Here is a 19,643-nt window from a genome sequence, read left to right on the forward strand (position 1 = left end):
GGGCGTAGGCTCGGTACCCACAACGGCCCCCGCACCCTCCCACCGGCGGGGCGCCGGCGAGAGCCCCGAAGGAGTGGAGCACAGTGCCCGAGCTGAGGTCCCGTACGGTCACCCACGGTCGCAACATGGCAGGCGCCCGGGCGCTCCTCCGGGCCGCCGGCGTAGCCCGCGAGGACTTCGGCAAGCCGATCATCGCGGTCGCCAACTCCTTCACCGAGTTCGTCCCCGGCCACACCCACCTCCAGCCGGTGGGCCGGATCGTCTCCGAGGCGATCAAGCAGGCGGGCGGCATCCCGCGCGAGTTCAACACCATCGCCGTCGACGACGGCATCGCCATGGGCCACGCCGGCATGCTCTACTCGCTGCCCTCGCGCGACCTGATCGCCGACTCCGTGGAGTACATGGTCAACGCGCACTGCGCCGACGCCCTGATCTGCATCTCCAACTGCGACAAGATCACCCCCGGCATGCTGATGGCCGCCCTGCGCCTCGACATCCCGACCGTCTTCGTCTCCGGCGGCCCGATGGAGGCCGGCAAGGCCACCCTCGTCGACGGCACCGTGCGCAAGCTCGACCTGATCGACGCGATCTCCCAGGCCGTCAACGAGAACGTCTCCGACGAGGACATCGCGATCATCGAGGAGAACGCCTGCCCCACCTGCGGCTCCTGCTCGGGCATGTTCACCGCCAACTCGATGAACTGCCTCACCGAGGCGATCGGCCTCTCCCTGCCCGGCAACGGCTCCGTCCTCGCCACCCACACCGCCCGCAAGGCCCTCTACGAGAACGCCGGACGGACCGTCGTCGAGATCGCCCACCGCTACTACGACGGCGACGACGCCTCCGTCCTGCCCCGGGCGGTCGCGAGCCGCGCCGCCTTCGAGAACGCCATGGCCCTCGACATCGCCATGGGCGGCTCGACCAACACCATCCTCCACCTGCTCGCCGCCGCCCAGGAGGCCGAGCTGGACTTCGACATGCAGGCCATCGACGCGATCTCGCGCAGGGTGCCCTGCCTGTCCAAGGTCGCGCCCAACGGCTCGTACTACATGGAGGACGTCCACCGGGCCGGCGGCATCCCCGCCATCCTCGGCGAGCTGTACCGCGCCGGGCTGCTCAACGAGGACGTCCACACCGTCCACGCCGACTCGATCGCCGAGTGGCTCAAGACCTGGGACGTGCGCGGCGGTTCGCCCTCCGCCGAGGCCGTCGAGCTGTGGCACGCCGCCCCCGGCTGCGTCCGCTCCGCCGAGGCCTTCTCCCAGTCCGAGCGCTGGGAGTCGCTGGACACCGACGCCGCCGAGGGCTGCATCCGCAGCGTCGAGCACGCCTACTCCGTCGAGGGCGGCCTCGCCGTGCTGTACGGCAACCTCGCCGAGGACGGCTGCATCGTGAAGACCGCCGGCGTCGACGAGTCGATCTGGACGTTCAGCGGCCCCGCCGTGGTCTGCGAGTCCCAGGAGGACGCCGTCGAGGCGATCCTCGCCAAGCGCATCACGGAGGGCGACGTCGTCGTCATCCGCTACGAGGGCCCCAAGGGCGGCCCGGGCATGCAGGAGATGCTCTACCCGACCTCCTTCCTCAAGGGCCGCGGCCTCGGCAAGGCCTGCGCCCTGATCACCGACGGCCGCTTCTCCGGCGGCACCTCGGGCCTGTCCATCGGCCACGCCTCCCCGGAGGCCGCCTCCGGCGGCACCATCGCGCTGGTCGAGGACGGCGACACCATCGCCATCGACATCCCCGGCCGCACGATCTCCCTGGAGGTCCCGGACGAGGTCCTCGCCGAGCGCCGCGCCGCCCTGGAGGCCGCGGGCGGCTACCGGCCGAAGAACCGCGACCGCCAGGTCAGTCAGGCCCTGCGCGCCTACGCGGCGATGGCCACCTCCGCCGACAAGGGCGCCGTCCGGGACGTCACCCTGCTCGGCTGAGCACCGCCCACCCCGGGGAGCCGTTCCGAACGACGGGACGGCTCCCCGGGCTCTGCGGCTTCCGGGGGATAATCGACGGCGTGAGCGAGCAGCCCCCCACCACCGCACCCGCCCCCGGCGCCCCCGAGCCCGAGGCGATCCGTTTCTTCGGCACCACCTGGCTGAACCGTGACGGCGACTACTGGCTGCGCCGGATCGGCTTCTCCGCCGGCGCCCTGCTGGCCACGGCCGCCGCCGCCCTCGTGCTGCGCTTCGGCGTGGAGGGCGTCAGCCTCTCCAAGAGCGGGGGCTTCCTCAACGGGCTGCTGACCGCCGCCATCGCGATCTGTTCGATGATGGCCGTCATGCGCACCTGGAAGGTGCTCACCGAGGGCAAGGACCGGCTCAGCGGCTGGATGGCCGAGGACAAGTCGCTCGCCGCGGTCTGGCTGATCGGCGGGGCCGGCACCCTCGCCGCGTACTTCGCCCGCAGCCTGGTCGAGGCCCCCGGCGAGTCCGTCAAGCGCGCGGCCTACGAGCAGGCCCTCGCCCAGCACGCCGAGCGCCGGGCGGGCCGCAGCGGCCGGCCCGACGCCAAGGCGCCGGGCCGGGGCAAGCGCAAGCGCTGACGGCGGTCAGCTGCGGCTGACCGTGCCACACCCGGCGGGGCTCTCCGACAGGCCCTTGCTGCGGTCGTACGGGTCGCTGGTCGGACCGGTCCGCTCGGGGCCGGGGACGGCCCGGGCGAACTGGCGGAACTGCGGGTGCAGGAAGCCGTCGTAGACGTAGCAGGCGCTGTTGCCCTTCGTCGCCTGCGACTTGGCGACGACCAGCTTCTTCGGCTCGACCTGGTAGTGCTTCGGGTCGTAGAAGCGGTAGTCGTCGACCCTGCGGACGATCGTGCGGGCCGTCCAGTCGGCGCCGGAGGACTCGGACGCGCGGACCACCAGGCCCACCGGGTGGGCGGTGCCGCCCTGGGGGTCCGGCTGCGGCGGGGTGCCGGGCGAGGCCTGCCGGTCGTCGGCCAGCTTCTCGGCGTCGGGGCCGGGCGCCACCGGGTAGACGTACGTGAAGTCGGTGTGGACCAGGATGCCGCCGTCGCCGTCGCCCTCGTAGGTGAGCTGGCCCTGGACCTTGACGACCTCGCCGATCAGGCGCGCCTCGCGCGGGTCGAATCGGGCGAACCAGCCGGTGGCGTTGGCGCTCTCCTTGGGGTGGTCGAGCGCGTTGACGGCGTCGGCGCGGTCCTGGCTGTCGAGGAGCGCCAGCGCGGCGTCCGGGCGGGCGCCCGCGATGACCTTGGGGTCGAGGTTGGCGGCGGTCAGGTAGTCCTTGACCAACTGCAACCGCGTGGCGACCTGGTCGGCGGAGAAGACGCCGACGTCCTTGGCCTCGGGCAGCACGAACGCCTCGGCGCCGTTCGGCCAGCCCTCGGCCGGGGAGCCGGCCCAGGGGCGGGTGAGGGTCGGCTGGTCCGGGTCGGTGGTGGGCGGCGCGGTGGTGGGCCTGGCCGTCTCCGGGGCGACGGTCGGCACGGGCACGGGCGCGGGGGCGCCGGAGGTGTCCGAGGAGCCGCCGTGCAGCCAGGTGCGCAGCCCGTCCACGTTCAGCGCGGCGAGCAGCACGGCGACCGTCAGCAGCACGAACAGCGGCGCCTGCCAGTTCCGGGAGCGGACCGGCTTCAGGTTGCCCCACGCGTCGTACGCCAGGGCCTTCGGCTTGCGGCCGAAGCGGCGCTCGGGCTCCGGCCCGTCGTTGACCGAGCGGCGGCCGCCCGGGTCGACGGGCGGGGTGTGCTTCCACCGCGCGGAGAGCATGCGGGTGCGCCCGCTCTGCTCCTTGACGCTGGCGCCCTTGACGAACTCCTCGTCCAGGACGAGGTCCGCGAACGGGTCCTTCCCGCCCGCCTCGTCACCCTCGTCGGGGCGCGGTTGCGGATCTTCGGCTATCGGCATCGCGCCAGTATGCCGACGGGGTGTGACGATTGGTCGATCGGGGGCACACCTTGTGGTGAACTCGCGCGCATGGCGCGCGAGTTCGGTGCGTTTTACCCCGGAATGCGCCGGTCTCAGCCCTTGCGGGAGCGCTTCACCGACCCGACCACGCCGACCACGCCCAGCAGCAGGGCGGCGGGCAGGAGCGATTCGAAGAACGCCCAGATCAGGCCGGCGTCACTGAGCAGCCACTGCGCCAGGGTGTTCAGCACCAGCAGTCCGCCGGCCGCCGGGAGCGCCGACTTCCACGGGTGCGCCTCCGCCCAGCGCGCCAGCCGCCGGTCGGTCGTGTCGCGGCGCAGCTGCCCGCCGACCGAGCCGACCAGGAAGAAGAAGAACAGCCCCCAGCCGGCCGGACCGGCCAGCATGCTGAGCGTCCAGTTCCCGGTGATCGCCTCGATCCCCAGGGCGGTCGCTCCCACCACCGCACCGACCCCCGCGGCCGTCCGCCACGGGCCCACCGTCGCCGAGGCGACGGCGAGTTGCCGGTTCTCACGTCGGGACATCTCGTCGTGTGCCATACCTCCACGGTGCTCCCGTGCGGCCCCGCGGGCCATAGGGGAAACCCCCGAGTTTCCCCTGAGGGCCTCCTCCACCCGGCAGAACCGCCCACGGGCCGGACACTCCCGCCCCGCCCGCCCGTACGGTGCGAGGATGGCGGCAGTACCGAGGTGAGGAGCCGGACATGGCCAGCAGTGGGGCACGCGGGGCGAGCGGACAGAAGATCGCCTTCCTGGGCACCGGAAAGATCGGCGAGGCGCTGCTCTCCGGACTGCTGCGGGCCGGCAAGGACCCGGCGGACGTGCTGGTGACCGCCCGCCGCCCCGAGCGGGCCGCGGAACTCGCCGGGCGCTACGGCGTGACGGCCGTCTCCAACTCCGAGGCGGCGAAGCTCGCCGACACCCTGATCCTCGCGGTGAAGCCCCAGGACATGGGCGCCCTGCTGGAGGAGCTCGCCCCGCACGTCGGCGCCGACCGGCTGGTGATCTCGGCGGCGGCGGGCGTCCCCACCGCCTGGTTCGAGGAGCGGCTCGCCGCCGGGACGCCCGTCGTCCGGGTCATGCCCAACACGCCCGTCCTGGTGGACGAGGGGATGAGCGTGATCTCCGGCGGCTCGCACGCGACCGAGGAGCACCTGGTGCGGGCGGAGGAGATCTTCTCCTCCGTCGGCAAGGCCCTGCGGCTGCCCGAGGCCCAGCAGGACGCGGCGACCGCGCTGTCCGGCTCCGGCCCCGCGTACTTCTACTTCCTGGTCGAGGCGATGACGGACGCGGGCATCCTGCTCGGCCTGCCCCGCCAGGTGGCGCACGACCTGATCGTGCAGTCCGCGATCGGCGCCTCGGTGATGCTGCGCGACTCCGGCGAGCACCCGGTGAAGCTGCGCGAGGCGGTCACCTCCCCGGCCGGCACCACCATCGCGGCGATCCGCGAGCTGGAGAACCACGGGGTGCGGGCCGCGCTGCTCGGCGCCCTGGAGGCGGCCCGGGACCGCTCCCGGGAGCTGGCCTCCGGCGGGAAATGACCGCTGCGCGACCCCTCCCGCAAACGCCGTACACCCCCTACGCTCTCGGCCAACATCGTCGTACCGGCCAGTAGCGAGGTCCCGCATGAGCGTCGAAGCACCCCTGGCCGTCCCGCCCGTCCCGCCCGGCCTTCGCGCCGGGCGGGCCGCGCTCGCCGTCAGCTTCCTGCTCCAGGGTGTCACCTTCGCGCTGCTGGTCACCTGCATCCCGGAGATCCAGCACCGGTACGGGCTGAGCGACGGCCTGCTGCCCGTCTTCCTGGCCGCCGTGCCGATCCTCGCCGGGGTCGGCTCGCTGACCTCCGAGCAGCTGGTCAGGCGCACCGGCGCCCGGGCCGTGCTCCGCGTCGTCCAGCCCGCGATCTGCCTCAGTCTGGCGGCCGTCGGCCTCGGCGACGCCCTGTGGCAACTCGCCCTCTCCCTCGGCGCGTTCGGCCTGCTGGTCGGCGCCCTGGACGCCAGTATGAACATGCTCGGGGTCGGCCTCCAGCACCGCTACGGCCGCTCGATCATGATCGGCTTCCACGCCGCCTTCAGCCTCGGCGGCATCCTCGGCGCCGCCGTCGCCGGGCTCGGCTCGCACTACGACCTCGGCCTGCCGCCGCTGTTCGGTGTCAGTGCCCTGGTGATCGCCCCGCTCGCCCTCCTCACCGGCACGCGGTTCGCCGGACCGGCCGAACTCGGCGACGCCGTACGGGAGGCCGCCGAGGCCGCCGCCCGCTCCATCCCCTGGCGCCCGCTGCTGCCGCTCTGCCTGGCGATGGCCTTCGCGTACATCGCCGACGCCTCCGTCTCCAACTACAGCGTCAAGTACCTCACCGACGGCCTCGGCAGCCGCGAGGACCTCGCCAAGCTCTCCTACCTCGGCTACATGGTCGCCATGCTGCTCGGCCGCGCCCTCGGCGACCGCGCGGTGCAGCGCTTCGGCGCCGTCCCCGTGGTGCGCGTCGGCGCCGCGCTGGCCGCCCTCGGCTTCGCCCTCGCCGCCGCCGCGCCCGGCACCTGGGCGGGCATCGCCGCCTTCACCGTGCTCGGCTTCGGCATCTGCGCGATCATCCCGCAGGTGTTCGCGGCCGGCGGCCGGCTCTTCCCCGCCGACTCGGACGCCGCCGTGGCCCGGCTCAACCTCTTCAACTACGTGGGCTTCCTGATCGGTTCGCCGCTCGTCGGCGCCATCGCCGACGCCGGCTCCTACCGCTGGGCGCTGCTCGCCCCGATGCTGCTGGTGCTCGCCGTCCTGCCGCTGGCCGAGCGCTTCGCGCCGGCGCCCGTCCTCGCACCCGCCACGCCCTGACACCGGGGCGGACACCTCCACCCGCTACGGTGGAGGCCATGCCCGAAGCCGAGCGTGACACCCCCTGCGGCCTGCACCTCTTCTGGGACGAGGCCGTCACCGCCTACGACTTCGGCCCCGGCCACCCGATGGACCCGACCCGGCTCGCGCTCACCATGCGCCTGGTCGAGGCCCTCGGCCTGAGCACCGGCCCCGGGGTGAGCGTCCGCTCCGCCCCGCCCGCCGGGGACTCCACCCTCGGGCTGGTGCACACCCGGGAGTACGTCGAGGCCGTCAAGCACGCCGCCGCCCACCCCGAGCTCTCCGACCCCCGCCACGGCCTCGGCACGGAGGACAACTGGGGCTTCGCGGCCGTCCATTCGGCCTCCGCGCTGATCGCCGGCCAGTCCGTCGCCGCCGCCGAGGCCGTCTGGCGCGGCGAGACCCCGCACGCCGTCAACTTCACCGGCGGCCTCCACCACGCCATGCCCGACAGGGCCTCCGGCTTCTGCGTCTACAACGACCCGGCCCTCGCCATCGCCCGGCTGCTCGAACTCGGCGCCGAGCGCGTCGCCTACGTCGACGTGGACGTCCACCACGGCGACGGCGTCCAGCAGGCCTTCTGGAACGACCCCCGGGTCCTCACCGTCTCCCTGCACGAGCACCCCGCCACCCTCTTCCCGCAGACCGGCTGGTCCACCGAGACCGGCGGCCCGGCCGCCCCCGGCTCCGCCGCCAACCTCCCGCTGCCCGCCGGCACCGGGGACGCGGGCTGGCTGCGCGCCTTCCACGCCCTCGTGCCCGACCTGCTCGCAGCCTTCCGCCCGCAGGTCCTGGTCACCCAGCACGGCGCGGACACGCACCTGGAGGACCCGCTCGCCCACCTCGCCGTCACCGTCGACGCCCAGCGGCTGATCGCCGAGGAACTGCACGGCCTCGCCCACCGGCTGACCGGCGGCCGCTGGGTCGCCACCGGCGGGGGCGGCTACGCCGTGGTCGACGTCGTCCCGAGGACCTGGACCCACCTCGTCGCCACCGCCGCCGGCCGGCCCGTCGACCCCGCCACCGAGACCCCCGAGGCCTGGCGCGCCGAGGTCTACCGCCGCACCCGCCGCCCCGCGCCCCTGCGCATGACGGACGGCGCGCGCCCCGCCTGGCGCGACTTCGACGCGGGTTACGATCCGGCCGACCGACTCGATCAGGCCATCCTGGCGGCCCGCCGCGCGGTGTTCCCCCACCACGGACTGCTGGCCTGAAAACGGCGTTTCGGCCGCCGGGGGACCGGGCGGTGCGTACCCCGACCGGGGCCATCCGCCGGGCGGCTACGTACTGCAACAGTCCTATCTCTCACCGTACGAGGACTGCATCTCCCCTCTTCCCACTGGTACCACCCATAACTACTCTGGGGATACACGTGTGCCGGTGGAGTCACCGGAGGGGAAGCCGGTGCCTTGCACACGGGTTAAGGGTCGGGTGATGGTCATGAGTTCCGTCGAGCGCCCCCTGCAGGAAGTCGTCTTCCTGACCGTGGCGGAGGTCGCCGCGGTCATGCGGGTGTCCAAGATGACGGTGTACCGCCTGGTGCACAGCGGAGAGCTGCCGGCCATCAGGGTCGGACGTTCCTTCCGGGTGCCCCAGCAGGCGGTGCACGAGTACCTGAAGGAGTCCTACGTGCGGCTCGAGAGCGCGTAGTCCGCGGCGTTCGAGCCCGGGTCCGCACCAGTGGGCCCGGGCCCGTTCGCCGTGGATTTCCCGGGCGTTCCCCGGATCACAGGAGTGCGATTTAGGGCCCCGGGCACCCGACGGGTAGGCTAGGCCCTCACGTCAGTCGTATGGACTCCGTCTCACTAGGGCGAGAGTCTCAGTGAGCGAGGGTTGTTCCGTGGGCTCTGTCATCAAGAAGCGTCGCAAGCGTATGGCCAAGAAGAAGCACCGCAAGCTTCTCAAGCGCACGCGTATCCAGCGTCGCAACAAGAAGTAAGCGCCCCGGCCGCGCCTAGCGCGCCCAGCGCCCCCATCGCCCGCCCAGGCCCTCGTGGCCAGGGCGGGCGATGTCGTTTCACGGCCCGGCAGGGCGGCGCGGTACGGTGCACGCAGGCCGCTCGGTCGAGGGAATGGGGTGTGGCACCGTGGGCGTCGTCGTGCTCGTCACCGGCGTGGCACGCCATCTGGGTGCCCGGTTCGCCGCCGAGATCCGCCGCCGCCCGGGCGTCGACCTGGTGGTCGGCGTGGACGTGCAGCCGCCCCGCCTCCCCCCGGAGGAGCCGCAGGGCCCGGCCGCCCCGTACCGCTTCCACCAGCTGGACCTGCGCCGCCCGGCCGTCTCGCGGGTGATCGCCGAGCACCGGGTGGACACCGTGGTGCACCTGAGCGTCAGCGCCACCGGACTGGGCTCCACCAACCGCTCCGCGGTGAAGGAGTCCAACGTCATCGGCACGATGCAGCTGCTCGGCGCCTGCCAGAAGGCGCCCGGCGTGCGGCGGCTGGTGGTGAAGTCGACCACCGGCGTCTACGGCTCCGCGCCCCGGGACCCCGCCGTGTTCAGCGAGCGGATGCAGCCCAAGGACCAGCCCGGCGGCGGCTTCGCCAAGGACGCGGCCGAGGTCGAGGGGTACGTACGGGGCTTCGCCCGGCGCCGCCCGGACGTCGCGGTGACGGTGCTGCGTTTCGCCAACATCGTCGGCCCGGACGCCGAGTCCCCGCTCATCGAGTACTTCGGGCTGCCCGTCCTGCCGACCGTCCTCGGCTACGACCCCCGGCTGCAGTTCGTCCACGAGGACGACGCCGTCGCCGTGCTCTGCCGCGCCGCGGGCGAGCCGGAGCCCGGCACCGTCAACACCGGGACCTTCAACGTGGCCGGGGAGGGCGTGCTGTTGCTCTCCCAGTGCGCCCGCCGGCTCGGTCGCCCCATGCTGCCGCTGCTGCTGCCCGCCGTCTCCTGGATGGCCGTCCTGGCCCGGCAGACCCGGCTGGTGGACGTCTCGCCCGAGCAGCTGCGGCTGCTCACCCACGGCCGGGTCGTGGACACCGCCCGGCTGCGCGAGACCTTCGGCTACCGCCCGGCCTTCGGCACCCCGGAGGCCTTCGCCGACTTCGCGGACGCCCAGCGGCCCGGGCTCCTGCCGCCCGAGCGGCTGGCCGCCCTCACCGACCGGATGTCCGCCCTGCTGGGGCCGGAGCAGCCGGCCGCACCGACCCGCCCCCGCAGCCCGAGGAGCTGAACCCGCGATGAGTGCCGCAGCCGAGAACACGCCGGGCGAGGCCAAGGTCATCCCGATCGAGTCCGCGCCGAGCTGGACGACCCCCGAGCCGCCGGCCCTGGCCGACCGGATCGCCACGGCCGTGGGCGGGGCGCTGTCCGGGCAGCTCGGCCCGGCGGCCACCCGGGTGCTGGGCAAGGGCTGGGAGGGCAGGGCCGCCGAGGGCCTGTCCTTCCTGCGCCGCCGGCTCACCGGCGACTACGAGGTGGACGAGTTCGGCTTCGACCGGGAGCTCACCGAGGAGGTGCTGCTCTCGCTGCTGCGCCCGCTGGCCGAGAAGTACTTCCGGATCGAGGTCCAGGGCGTCGAGAACATCCCGGCCGAGGGCGGCGCGCTGATCGTCGCCAACCACTCCGGGACGATCCCGCTGGACGCGCTGATGACCCAGGTCGTCATCCACGACCACCACCCGCGGCAGCGGCACCTGCGGATGCTCGCCGCCGACCTGGTGTTCGTGCTGCCGGGGATCAACGAGCTGGCCCGCAAGGCCGGTCACACCCTGGCCTGCAACGAGGACGCCCAGGCGCTGCTGGAGCGCGGCGAGGTCGTCGGGGTCTGGCCGGAGGGCTTCAAGGGCATCGGCAAGCCCTTCTCGGAGCGCTACAAGCTGCAGCGCTTCGGGCGCGGCGGCTTCGTGGCCTCGGCGCTGAGGGCGAAGGTGCCGATCGTGCCCTGCTCGATCGTCGGGGCGGAGGAGACGTACCCGATGATCGGGAACGTGAAGACGCTGGCCCGGCTGCTGGGCCTGCCGTACGTGCCGATCACGCCGACCTTCCCGTGGCTGGGCCCGCTCGGGGCGGTGCCGCTGCCGACGAAGTGGACGATCCGCTTCGGTGAGCCGATCGCGACCGACGGGTACCCGGCGGAGGCGGCGGACGATCCGATGCTGGTCTTCGACCTGGCGGACGAGGTGCGCGAGACGATCCAGCACTCCCTGTACCAACTCCTGGTGCAGCGCCGCTCGGTGTTCTTCTGACCCGCACCCGTACGGGCCCCGGTGAAACGTCCACCGGGGCCCGTACGGGTTTCAGCCGCCGAGGATGCGCAGCCCGGGCAGCAGCCCCGGGATGAGCGGGGGCACGTCCACGCCCTGTGGCGGGGCCGCTCCGGCCGGGTTGGGGGTGGCGACCTGGGGCGGCTGCGGCGGGGCCGCGTCGGTGCTGGGCGAGGGCTTGGCGCCGGTGAGGCCGTTGGTGAGGTTGCCCACCAGGCCGTTGACGGCGTCCGCGCCGCCGGGCAGGGCGCTCGGCAGGCCGCCGCCCTTGGTGCCGTTGCCGGTGGCGCCGTTGCCCGGGTTGGCCGGGGTGCGGTCGCCGGTGGCGGGGTTTCCGGCGCCGGCGGAGCCCGCGCCGCCCTGGGGCTGGTCGGTGCCGGGGGTGGTGCCCGCGCCGGCCGGGGAGCCGGCGGAGGTGCCGGGGGCCTGGCCGGTGGTGCCGTCGCCCGCTCCGTCGCCGGGCCGTCCGTCGCTCTTGGCGGCGGGCTGGGCCAGGTGCAGGGGCGCGACGTCCTCGCTTATGTCGTCGAAGAGGCGGTTCACCAGGTCGGCCTGTTGGGTGAGTTGGACGGGCAGTCTGCCCTCCAGCTCCGTCCAACGGCCGTCCTCGTCCTGGGCGAAGCCGGCGAGGGCGCGCATCGGTTCGAGCGAGCCGTTGCTGCGGTAGATGGAGCGCAGCAGGTCGCGGCCCTTGAGGGCGTCGCTGTGCATGTCGTCCAGGGCGCGGCGGACCTGGTCGACGGTGGCCGGGCTGAGGGCGCCGGCGTGGTCGGTGCGGCCGACCAGGCTCTTGGCCTCGCCGAGGCGGGTGGCGGCGTTGTCGAGCAGGAGCCGGCCGCGCTCGGAATCGGAGTTCGCGAAGTCGAGGCGGAGGCCTTCGAGGCCGCGCTTCATGCCGTACAGCGTGTCGCCCGGGAGGGCGTTGGAGCTGGCCGCCGCGGCGCCGGCCAGGCTGCCGACGGCGAGTCCGGCGACCAGGCCCCCGATCGCGAACCGGCGGCTCCAGCGGCCGCGCGGCGCGGTGCGGACGGCGCGGTGGCGGCGCTGGCGGGGCACCGTGGCGCCGCCTCCGCCGGCGAAGGCCTGCTCGAACGCGGCCATCAGCTGGGCGCGTTGGACGGTCCGGACCTCGTGGTCGAGTTCCGGACCGGGCAGGGCTCCCAGCGCGTCGGCCACGCCGACCAGTTCGGCCATCGCGGCCGATCCGGCGCCGGTGGCGGGGTCGGCCGTCTCGGCGCCGGCCGTGCGGCGCTGCTCCGTCTGGTGGGCCTCCAGCGCCTCGGCGAAGGCCTTCGCCCGTCGGTGCTCCAGCACGTTTGCCGTCACGGGCCACACCTCCCTTCGTCGTTGTCGACTGCCCGGCCAGCCGGACGGTTGCCCCGGCGGGCCAAGGCCACTCCATCGGGTGACAGGTCGCAATTCGACTTGACGGTATGCCCGGTGGTGGCTTGCACGCTGGCCAACGAGTGGTGCGGGCGGTCGGTTACGCGTGGCTGATCATCGGATCGACCGTTCACCCGGACGTGTCGGCCGCACACGGATGGTGACGGGCCGTCGGCGGAGCGCCCGGCTATCGCGCCCTCGGTCACGGCCGCCTCACCGCGCGTCGGGCGGGAGCAGCCGGGCCAGGGTGCGGACGGCCCGGTACTGGAGGGTCTTGATGGCGCCCTCGTTCTTGCCCATGATCCGGGCGGTCTCGGCGACCGAAAGCCCTTGCAGGAAGCGGAGGGTGACGCACTCCTGCTGCTGCGGGTTGAGCCGGCGCACGGCGTCCAGCAGGGCGGCGTTGGAGAGGGACTCCAGCACCGACTCCTCGGGGCTGCGCTCGCACTCGTTGGAGTCGAGCATCTCGCCGGTGGTGACCTCCAGCCGGAAGCGGCTGGACTTGAAGTGGTCGGCGACGAGGTTGCGGGCGATGGTGACGAGCCAGGCGCCGAAGTCGCGGCCCTGCCAGGTGAAGGTGCCGATCCGCCGCAGTGCGCGCAGGAACGTCTCGCTGGTGAGGTCCTCGGCCGTGGCCCGGCTGCCGACCCGGTAGTAGATGTAGCGGTAGACGGTGTCCGCGTAGTGGTCGTAGAGCCGGCCGAAGGCGTCGCTCTCGCCGTTCTGGGCCCGTTCGACGAGCTCCATGATCGGGTTGTGCTCGGTCTCGTACCCGGGGCTGGGGGCGGTGCGGGTGCGGCCGCGCCCGAGGCCGGTGGTGCCGGTGCGGCTGCGCGAGCCGGTGCCGGCGGAGCCCGCGGCGGTGGTGCGCAGGGCGAGGCCCGGGCCGGGCTGGGGGCCGAACGCGGCTCCTGCGGGGACGAGTTGGGGCGTGGCGACGAGCTGGGTGCGCAGCAGGGTGCGCAGCAGGTCGAGGCCGGTGGAGATCTGCCGCTCGGCCGGTCGGCCGCGCTGACCGGTGCGGGGGCGCAGGGGCGCGGACGACGGGCGGGAGGGTGCAGGCGCGTCGTTCCGGACGGGTGGGTACACGGGACTCCCAGAGGCAGAACTGTGGACGGATCACCTCCGCCTGCGCGGAGAGCACGTCCCGTTCCGCCCGTTCGAGCGGGGCGGTTGGGTGACGCGCATCCAGGAGAGAATAACGCTTTGTGCAATGACAGCTACACCGTGTGGTCGAAGTGGTCGTTTGAGATCCACTTGATGCGCATATTCGGCTGACACTGACCGGAGATGTCATCGTTCATCCGGCTCAACGTGATCGAACGGGCGCCCAGGGTGACCAATTCGGCGCTGTGGCGGGCGGTTTCCCAGCCTTGGGGCTCGGCAACCCCTGACTTTCCCGGCCTGGCGAACGATCAGAACCGGTCACCGGCCGACAGCTTCGCGCAGTGCGGGGTGAATTGCCTGGTGGGGGCGGGAGTTCGCCCGTACGAGGGGGCGGAAAACGGGTCCTGTTGACGCCTCGTCGCCCGTCCGGGGGAGAGGGCCTGACCGTCGGAGTCGTGCCGGAGGCGGGAGTTCAGCCCCGCCGGCGCCGCCGGTGCAGCGCCACGCCGGCCGCCGCCGCCCCGGCGAGCACCCCGAGCGCGGCCGCCGCCGGCAGCCCGACCCGGGCCGCCCGGCGCCCGGTGCGGAAGTCCCGCACCCGCCAGCCCTGGGCCCGGGCGTGGCGCCGCAGCGCGCCGTCCGGGTTCACCACGTACGGGTGGCCGACCAGCGAGAGCATCGGGATGTCGTTGGCCGAGTCGCTGTACGCGGCGCAGCGGTCGAGGTCCAGCCGCTCGCGCCGGGCCAGCGCGCGCACGGCGGCGGCCTTGGCGGGCCCGTGCAGCATCTCGCCGACCAGCCGGCCGGTGTAGCGGCCGTCCCGGGCCTCGGCGACGGTGCCGAGCGCGCCGGTCATGCCGAGGCGGCGGGCGATGATCCGGGCGACCTCCAGCGGCGCGGCGGTGACGAGCCAGACCCGCTGCCCGGCGTCCAGGTGCATCTGGACGAGGGCCCGGGTGCCGGGCCAGATCTTGTCGGCCACGACCGGTTCGAAGATCTCCTCGCAGATCGCCTCCAGGTCGGCGGTGGGCTTTCCGGCGACGATCCCGAGGGCGGTGTGCTTGGCGTCGGAGATGTGGTCCGGGTCCTCGGTGCCGTGCAGCCGGAAGAGTGCCTGCTGCCAGGCGAAGCGGGCGATGTCGCGGCGGGTGAGGAAGCCCCGGCGGAAGAGGCCGACGCCGAGGTAGAAGATCGCGGCGCCGCGCAGGATGGTGTTGTCGCAGTCGAAGAAGGCGGCGGCGTGCGGGTCGTCCGGGTCGGGGGTGTGGTTCCCGGCGGGGGCCTTGGGCGCCCGGCGTGCCTGGGCGGTGGCGGGTGTCTCCGCGGTGTCCGGAAGGGGCTGCGGCGCGGCGCGCAGCGCGGCCTCGGCGGCCTCCGCCGCGGCCTCGCCCGCCAGGGCGCTCCGCTCGGTGGTGGAACGCCTTGCCTGGGTGAGCCTTCGGAGCACGGCCATGTCACCGAGCATAGCCAGCCGGGCGGGGAGCGGCCGTGGCGAAGCGGTGCCGGTGCGGTGAACGGGGGGTTCCGGGCGCGGGAGAATGCTCCGGTGAGCCCTTTGCTGCGACGCAGGACCCCCAAGCCCGAGGACCGTACCGTCACCCTCCTCGCCAAGCCCGGCTGCCATCTGTGCGACGAGGCCCGCGAGGTGCTGCTGCGGGTGACGGCGGAGCTGGGCGCGGCCTTCGAGGAGAAGGACATCACCGGGGACGAGGAGCTGTTCCGCCGGTACTGGGAGCAGATCCCGGTGACCCTGATCGACGGCCGCCAGCACGACTTCTGGCGGGTCGACGAGGCCCGGCTGCGGGCGGCGCTCGGCGCCTGACCAGGGATCATCGCCCCCGCCGTCCGGCGGGGGGCCTTCGCCGAATCGTTGTCGAAGGCACCCCGTTCCGGCTTGGTTCGGGGCGGCATCGTCGGCTTACGATCGAACGCGTTTGCGCCCATGGGGGGCTGAGCACACGAGGAGTGCCGCCATGCTTCCCCGCCCGACCTCCGGCACGCCCGAAGCCCCCGCCGGGGCCCGGGGCTTCGCCGTGGTGGACGTGGAGGCGACCGGCCGCAGCCCGTGGCGGCACCGGGTGGTGGAGATCGCCGTGGTGCTGCTGGACGCGGGCCTGCGCCCCGAGGGCGAGTTCGCGACGCTGCTGGATCCGCTGGGCCCGGTCGGCCCGACCCACGTCCACCGGATACGCCAGGCCGACGTCGAGGGCGCCCCGCGCTTCCGCGAGATCGCCCCGCGCCTGCTGGAGCTGCTGTCCGGCCGGGTGCTGGTGGGCCACCACGTCTCCTGCGACCACGGGTTCCTGGACCGCGAGTTCGCCCGGATCGGGGTGCCGCTGCCGCCCGTCCCCCTCCTGTGCACGATGCGGCTGGCCCGCGAGCACCTGCCCCCGGCGCCCGGCTACGGCCTGGCGGCCTGCGTGGAGGCGGCGGGCCTGGGCTGGTACCCGGCGCACACGGCGCTGGGCGACGCCCGGGTGACGGCGGAGCTGCTGCGGCACTGCCTGGGCGCCCCGTCCTGCCCGCCGGAGGACTGGGCCGTCCCGCTGCGCGAGGCCGCCGGGGTGCCCTGGCCCCGGCTGGGCCGGGCCCGCTCCCGCCCGTCCGGCGACGCCGTCCCCCTGGTGCGCCGGGAGGCGCCGTACGGCCCGTGGCTGCCCGGTTCCCAGGCCCCGGCAGTCGTCCTGACGCGGTGCGGTGCTATGGGCTCCACGGCGTGATGCGCATCACTGTGTGGGGACAAATCGGACACCATCTTTGTGCACACGTTCACAAACGCATAGCCTGGCTGCCAAAGCCCAGCTTCACCCACAGGAGCACCGTGGCAATCGGCCGATCACCACAGAGCAGTTCGCAGACGCCCGACCAGGGCGCCGCGCGCCGACCCTCGCGTGCCCGGGGCATCCCGGAGGCGACGGTCGCGCGCCTGCCCCTCTACCTGCGGGCCCTCACCGCTCTCTCCGAGCGCTCGGTGCCGACCGTCTCCTCCGAGGAGCTGGCCGCCGCGGCCGGCGTGAACTCGGCCAAGCTGCGCAAGGACTTCTCCTACCTCGGCTCCTACGGCACCCGGGGCGTCGGCTACGACGTCGAGTACCTCGTCTACCAGATCTCCCGCGAGCTCGGCCTGACCCAGGACTGGCCCGTCGTGATCGTCGGCATCGGGAACCTCGGCCACGCGCTCGCCAACTACGGCGGCTTCGCCTCCCGCGGCTTCCGCGTCGCCGCCCTGCTGGACGCCGACCCCAACGTGGTCGGTTCCACGGCGGCCGGCCTGCCGGTGCGGCACATGGACGAGCTGGAGTCGATCGTCGAGTCCCAGCACGTCTCCATCGGCGTCATCACCACCCCGCCCGGCGCCGCCCAGCAGGTCTGCGACCGCCTGGTCGAGGCCGGCGTCACCAGCATCCTGAACTTCGCGCCGACGGTGCTGACCGTCCCGGACGGCGTCGACGTGCGCAAGGTGGACCTCTCCATCGAGCTGCAGATCCTCGCCTTCCACGAGCAGCGCAAGGCCGGGGAGGAGCCGGACCGCACCGAGTCCGTCCTCGACCGCGCTCCCGGCCCCGTCCGAGCGGCAGCCGCCAAGCTGAGGCGGGCGGCCGGCGGCAGCGGCAAGCCCCGCAGTGCCGCCGAGCCGGCGGGCAAGGACCAGGCCGAGCAGGCCAAGGGCAAGAGCGCCAAGGGCGGCGAGGGGGACCTCTCCGCGGTGATGCCCGCATGAACACCGAGAGCCGCTGGGGGCGGGCATGAGTCTTCTCGTCGTCGGACTGAGCCATCGCACGGCTCCGGTCGGCGTGCTGGAGCGCGCCGCGCTGACGGGTGAGGTCCCGACCCGTCTGCTGCACGACGCCGCCGCCACCGCGACGGTGGCCGAGGCCGCGCTGCTCAACACCTGCAACCGGATCGAGCTGTACGCGGACGTGGACAAGTTCCACGCCGGCGTCGCCGAGCTGTCACTGCTGCTGGCCCACCACAGCGGGGTGGACCTGGAGGAGCTGACCTCCCACCTGTACGTCCACTACGAGGACCGCGCCGTCCACCACCTCTTCTCGGTGGCCTGCGGCCTGGACTCGATGGTCGTCGGCGAGGGCCAGATCCTCGGCCAGCTGCGCGACGCCCTGGCCAAGGCCCAGGACGAGCACACCGCCGGGCGCGGCCTCAACGAGCTGTTCCAGCAGGCTCTGCGGGTCGGCAAGCGCGCCCACAGCGAGACCGGCATCGACAAGGCCGGCCAGTCCCTGGTCACCTTCGGCCTGGAGCAGGTCGCCGTCGGCGCGGGCGAGATCGCGGGCAAGCGCGCCCTGGTGGTCGGCGCCGGCTCGATGAGCTCGCTGGCCGCCGCCACCCTGGTCCGCTCCGGCGTCACCGACCTGCTGGTCGCCAACCGCACGCCCGCGCGCGCGGAGCGCCTGGTCGAGATCCTCGGCCCGGAGGTCGCCCGCACCCTGGACCTCGCCAAGGTGCCCGAGGCCCTGGCCGACGTCGACCTGGTGATCTCCTGCACCGGCGCGGCCGGCACGGTGATCAAGGCCGAGGACGTGGCCGCCGCCGTCGCCCTGCGCGGCGGGGGCGAGCCCCTCGCCCTGCTCGACCTCGCCATGCCGCGCGACGTCGACCAGGCCGTGCACGAGCTGGACGGCGCCCTGCTCGTCGACCTGGAGAGCCTCTCCCACGCCCACGCCGCCACCCCCGGCGCCGGCGACGTCGACCAGGTCACCCGGATCGTCGCCGACGAGGTGACGGCCTTCGGCGCGGCCCAGCGCGCCGCCCGGATCGCGCCGACCGTCGTCGCGCTGCGCTCGATGGCCTCCGACGTGGTCGCCGCCGAGCTGGGCCGCCTGGACTCCCGGCTGCCCGACCTCGACGAGCGCTCGCGCGCCGAGATCACCCAGACCGTCCGCCGCGTCGTCGACAAGCTGCTGCACGCCCCGACCGTCCGGGTCAAGCAGCTGGCCGCCGAACCCGGCGGCGCCTCCTACGCGGAGGCCCTGCGCGAGCTGTTCGACCTCGACCCCGCGGCCGTGCACGCCGTGTCGGGCACGCCGGTCGGCGGCGCCGCGCCCCAGCCCTCCGCCGGGGGCACCAGATGAACCGTCAGCCATCCCACGAGTACCACCGGGACGATCACCTCATGAATGGTCAAGCGATCACGGAGCAGGCCCCGGCCGACTCCGCCCCCCTGCGGCTCGGCACCCGGCGCAGCGCGCTGGCCATGGCCCAGTCGGGCATGGTGGCCCGCGAGGTGACCAGGGTCACCGGGCGCCCCGTCGAGCTGGTCGAGATCACCACCTACGGCGACACCTCCCGCGAGGCGCTGGCGCAGATCGGCGGCACGGGCGTGTTCGTCTCCGCGCTGCGCGACGCGCTGCTGGAGGGCCGGATCGACTTCGCCGTGCACTCGCTCAAGGACCTGCCCACCGCCGCGCCCGAGGGCCTGGCGCTGGCCGCCGTCCCCGTGCGCGAGGACGTCCGCGACGCCCTGGTCGCCGCCGAGGGCCTGACCCTGGACGAGCTGGTCGAGAAGCTGGCCGGCGCCGGGCGCCCGGCCCGGATCGGCACCGGCTCCCCGCGCCGGATGGCCCAGCTCAACGCCTGGGCCGTCGCCCGCGGCGCCGAGCTGGAGACGGTCGCGATCCGCGGCAACGTGGACACCCGGATCGGCTACGTGGCCTCCGGCGAGCTGGACGCCGTCGTGCTCGCCACGGCCGGCCTCAACCGGCTCGGCCGCAGCACCGAGATCGCTCAGCACCTCGACCCGGACCTGATGATCCCGGCCCCCGGTCAAGGCGCGCTCGCGATCGAGTGCACCGCCGCCCGCACCGACCTGACGGCCGCGCTCGCCGCCCTCGACCACGCCCCCACCCGGGTCGCCGTGGCCGCCGAGCGCGCCCTGCTGGCGACCCTGGAGGCCGGCTGCTCGGCCCCGGTCGCCGCACTGGCCACCTGGGCCGGAGAGGCCGGGGACGCCGGGGAGAACGAACTGCGGCTGGACGGCGTGGTCGGCGACCCCGACGGCTCCGCCCTGCTGAAGATGTCCGCCAACGGTCCGATCGTCCTCGACGAGACCGCCGAGCAGCAGGCGCGGGCCCTCGGCCACGCGCTCGCCGATCGGCTGCTCGCCGGGGGCGCGGCCGCCCTGATGGGGGAGCGAGCCCGATGAGCGAGCGAAGCGAGCGAATCATGACGAGGTGCGCGTTTCGCGA

General features: G+C 73.9%; 19 protein-coding genes. 14 read left to right on the plus strand and 5 right to left on the minus strand.

Annotated elements, in window-relative coordinates; all coding sequences use genetic code 11:
• Positions 1-83: 83 nt before the first annotated feature.
• On the plus strand, positions 84-1,928 hold the full coding sequence (gene ilvD / locus ACIRRS_RS14280) for a dihydroxy-acid dehydratase (protein WP_402969751.1): 1,845 nt from the start codon (positions 84-86) through the stop codon (positions 1,926-1,928).
• Positions 1,929-2,008: 80 nt separating this feature from the next.
• Positions 2,009-2,536 carry a hypothetical protein gene (locus tag ACIRRS_RS14285; protein WP_402969754.1) on the plus strand — a complete coding sequence of 176 codons (528 nt, stop codon included), beginning with the start codon at positions 2,009-2,011 and terminating at the stop codon, positions 2,534-2,536.
• A 6-nt stretch (positions 2,537-2,542) separates the two neighbouring features.
• Here the strand turns inward: ACIRRS_RS14285 and ACIRRS_RS14290 are convergent, their stop codons facing one another.
• Complete coding sequence (locus ACIRRS_RS14290) at positions 2,543-3,862, minus strand: hypothetical protein (RefSeq protein ID WP_402969757.1); 1,320 nt, start codon at positions 3,860-3,862, stop codon at positions 2,543-2,545.
• Positions 3,863-3,975: 113 nt separating this feature from the next.
• The gene (locus ACIRRS_RS14295) at positions 3,976-4,422 is read right to left on the minus strand and encodes a hypothetical protein (protein WP_402969760.1); all 447 of its coding nucleotides are present in this window, start codon (positions 4,420-4,422) and stop codon (positions 3,976-3,978) included.
• Between the two features lie 164 nt (positions 4,423-4,586).
• On the opposite strand from ACIRRS_RS14295, the gene proC reads away from it, so the two are divergent.
• The 7 genes from proC to ACIRRS_RS14330 all read left to right on the plus strand — a co-directional run bounded on the left by proC (position 4,587) and on the right by ACIRRS_RS14330 (position 10,932).
• Positions 4,587-5,423, plus strand: coding sequence for a pyrroline-5-carboxylate reductase (gene proC, locus ACIRRS_RS14300; RefSeq protein WP_402969763.1), 837 nt, complete (start codon positions 4,587-4,589; stop codon positions 5,421-5,423).
• Positions 5,424-5,508: 85 nt separating this feature from the next.
• Complete coding sequence (locus ACIRRS_RS14305) at positions 5,509-6,717, plus strand: MFS transporter (RefSeq protein WP_402969766.1); 1,209 nt, start codon at positions 5,509-5,511, stop codon at positions 6,715-6,717.
• 38 nt (positions 6,718-6,755) lie between these two features.
• The gene (locus ACIRRS_RS14310; protein ID WP_402969769.1) at positions 6,756-7,952 is read left to right on the plus strand and encodes an acetoin utilization protein AcuC; all 1,197 of its coding nucleotides are present in this window, start codon (positions 6,756-6,758) and stop codon (positions 7,950-7,952) included.
• 226 nt (positions 7,953-8,178) lie between these two features.
• A complete protein-coding gene (locus ACIRRS_RS14315; protein WP_045699258.1) occupies positions 8,179-8,388 on the plus strand; it encodes a helix-turn-helix domain-containing protein in 210 nt (69 codons plus the stop codon).
• A gap of 190 nt (positions 8,389-8,578) precedes the next feature.
• Positions 8,579-8,677, plus strand: coding sequence for a 30S ribosomal protein bS22 (locus tag ACIRRS_RS14320; protein ID WP_182446382.1), 99 nt, complete (start codon positions 8,579-8,581; stop codon positions 8,675-8,677).
• Positions 8,678-8,825: 148 nt separating this feature from the next.
• Positions 8,826-9,917: an NAD-dependent epimerase/dehydratase family protein gene (locus ACIRRS_RS14325; RefSeq protein WP_402969774.1), complete on the plus strand. Its 1,092-nt coding sequence runs from the start codon at positions 8,826-8,828 to the stop codon at positions 9,915-9,917.
• A gap of 7 nt (positions 9,918-9,924) precedes the next feature.
• Positions 9,925-10,932 carry a lysophospholipid acyltransferase family protein gene (locus tag ACIRRS_RS14330; protein WP_402969777.1) on the plus strand — a complete coding sequence of 336 codons (1,008 nt, stop codon included), beginning with the start codon at positions 9,925-9,927 and terminating at the stop codon, positions 10,930-10,932.
• A 51-nt stretch (positions 10,933-10,983) separates the two neighbouring features.
• Here the strand turns inward: ACIRRS_RS14330 and ACIRRS_RS14335 are convergent, their stop codons facing one another.
• From ACIRRS_RS14335 to ACIRRS_RS14345, 3 genes are all read right to left on the minus strand, one after another.
• A complete protein-coding gene (locus ACIRRS_RS14335) occupies positions 10,984-12,276 on the minus strand; it encodes a DUF5667 domain-containing protein (RefSeq protein ID WP_402969780.1) in 1,293 nt (430 codons plus the stop codon).
• Between the two features lie 270 nt (positions 12,277-12,546).
• A complete protein-coding gene (locus ACIRRS_RS14340) occupies positions 12,547-13,320 on the minus strand; it encodes an ECF subfamily RNA polymerase sigma factor, BldN family (RefSeq protein ID WP_402970459.1) in 774 nt (257 codons plus the stop codon).
• Between the two features lie 592 nt (positions 13,321-13,912).
• Positions 13,913-14,893: an HAD family hydrolase gene (locus ACIRRS_RS14345; protein WP_402969783.1), complete on the minus strand. Its 981-nt coding sequence runs from the start codon at positions 14,891-14,893 to the stop codon at positions 13,913-13,915.
• A 93-nt stretch (positions 14,894-14,986) separates the two neighbouring features.
• On the opposite strand from ACIRRS_RS14345, the gene ACIRRS_RS14350 reads away from it, so the two are divergent.
• The 5 genes from ACIRRS_RS14350 to hemC all read left to right on the plus strand — a co-directional run bounded on the left by ACIRRS_RS14350 (position 14,987) and on the right by hemC (position 19,600).
• Positions 14,987-15,262 (plus strand): glutaredoxin family protein, encoded by a 276-nt coding sequence (locus ACIRRS_RS14350; protein WP_402969786.1) that lies wholly within the window; start codon positions 14,987-14,989, stop codon positions 15,260-15,262.
• A gap of 151 nt (positions 15,263-15,413) precedes the next feature.
• The gene (locus tag ACIRRS_RS14355) at positions 15,414-16,160 is read left to right on the plus strand and encodes an exonuclease domain-containing protein (RefSeq protein ID WP_402969789.1); all 747 of its coding nucleotides are present in this window, start codon (positions 15,414-15,416) and stop codon (positions 16,158-16,160) included.
• A 101-nt stretch (positions 16,161-16,261) separates the two neighbouring features.
• Positions 16,262-17,161: a redox-sensing transcriptional repressor Rex gene (locus tag ACIRRS_RS14360; RefSeq protein ID WP_402969792.1), complete on the plus strand. Its 900-nt coding sequence runs from the start codon at positions 16,262-16,264 to the stop codon at positions 17,159-17,161.
• A 25-nt stretch (positions 17,162-17,186) separates the two neighbouring features.
• The gene (locus ACIRRS_RS14365; protein ID WP_402969795.1) at positions 17,187-18,530 is read left to right on the plus strand and encodes a glutamyl-tRNA reductase; all 1,344 of its coding nucleotides are present in this window, start codon (positions 17,187-17,189) and stop codon (positions 18,528-18,530) included.
• A 41-nt stretch (positions 18,531-18,571) separates the two neighbouring features.
• Positions 18,572-19,600 carry a hydroxymethylbilane synthase gene (gene hemC / locus ACIRRS_RS14370; protein WP_402969798.1) on the plus strand — a complete coding sequence of 343 codons (1,029 nt, stop codon included), beginning with the start codon at positions 18,572-18,574 and terminating at the stop codon, positions 19,598-19,600.
• The last annotated feature ends 43 nt before the right edge of the window (positions 19,601-19,643 follow it).

It is taken from the genome of Kitasatospora sp. NPDC101183 (genome assembly GCF_044767945.1).
Classification (GTDB): Bacteria; Actinomycetota; Actinomycetes; order Streptomycetales; family Streptomycetaceae; genus Kitasatospora.

Excerpts from the sequence above, each read along its gene's own strand:
- proC (WP_402969763.1), top strand. The coding sequence starts at position 4,587 with ATGGCCAGCAGTGGGGCACGCGGGGCGAGCGGACAGAAGATCGCCTTC.
- ACIRRS_RS14345 (WP_402969783.1), bottom strand. The coding sequence starts at position 14,893 with ATGGCCGTGCTCCGAAGGCTCACCCAGGCAAGGCGTTCCACCACCGAG.
- ACIRRS_RS14305 (WP_402969766.1), top strand. The coding sequence starts at position 5,509 with ATGAGCGTCGAAGCACCCCTGGCCGTCCCGCCCGTCCCGCCCGGCCTT.
- ACIRRS_RS14290 (WP_402969757.1), bottom strand. The coding sequence starts at position 3,862 with ATGCCGATAGCCGAAGATCCGCAACCGCGCCCCGACGAGGGTGACGAG.
- ACIRRS_RS14355 (WP_402969789.1), top strand. The coding sequence starts at position 15,414 with ATGCTTCCCCGCCCGACCTCCGGCACGCCCGAAGCCCCCGCCGGGGCC.
- ACIRRS_RS14315 (WP_045699258.1), top strand. The coding sequence starts at position 8,179 with ATGAGTTCCGTCGAGCGCCCCCTGCAGGAAGTCGTCTTCCTGACCGTG.
- ACIRRS_RS14365 (WP_402969795.1), top strand. The coding sequence starts at position 17,187 with ATGAGTCTTCTCGTCGTCGGACTGAGCCATCGCACGGCTCCGGTCGGC.
- hemC (WP_402969798.1), top strand. The coding sequence starts at position 18,572 with ATGAATGGTCAAGCGATCACGGAGCAGGCCCCGGCCGACTCCGCCCCC.
- ACIRRS_RS14330 (WP_402969777.1), top strand. The coding sequence starts at position 9,925 with ATGAGTGCCGCAGCCGAGAACACGCCGGGCGAGGCCAAGGTCATCCCG.
- ACIRRS_RS14295 (WP_402969760.1), bottom strand. The coding sequence starts at position 4,422 with ATGGCACACGACGAGATGTCCCGACGTGAGAACCGGCAACTCGCCGTC.
- ACIRRS_RS14310 (WP_402969769.1), top strand. The coding sequence starts at position 6,756 with ATGCCCGAAGCCGAGCGTGACACCCCCTGCGGCCTGCACCTCTTCTGG.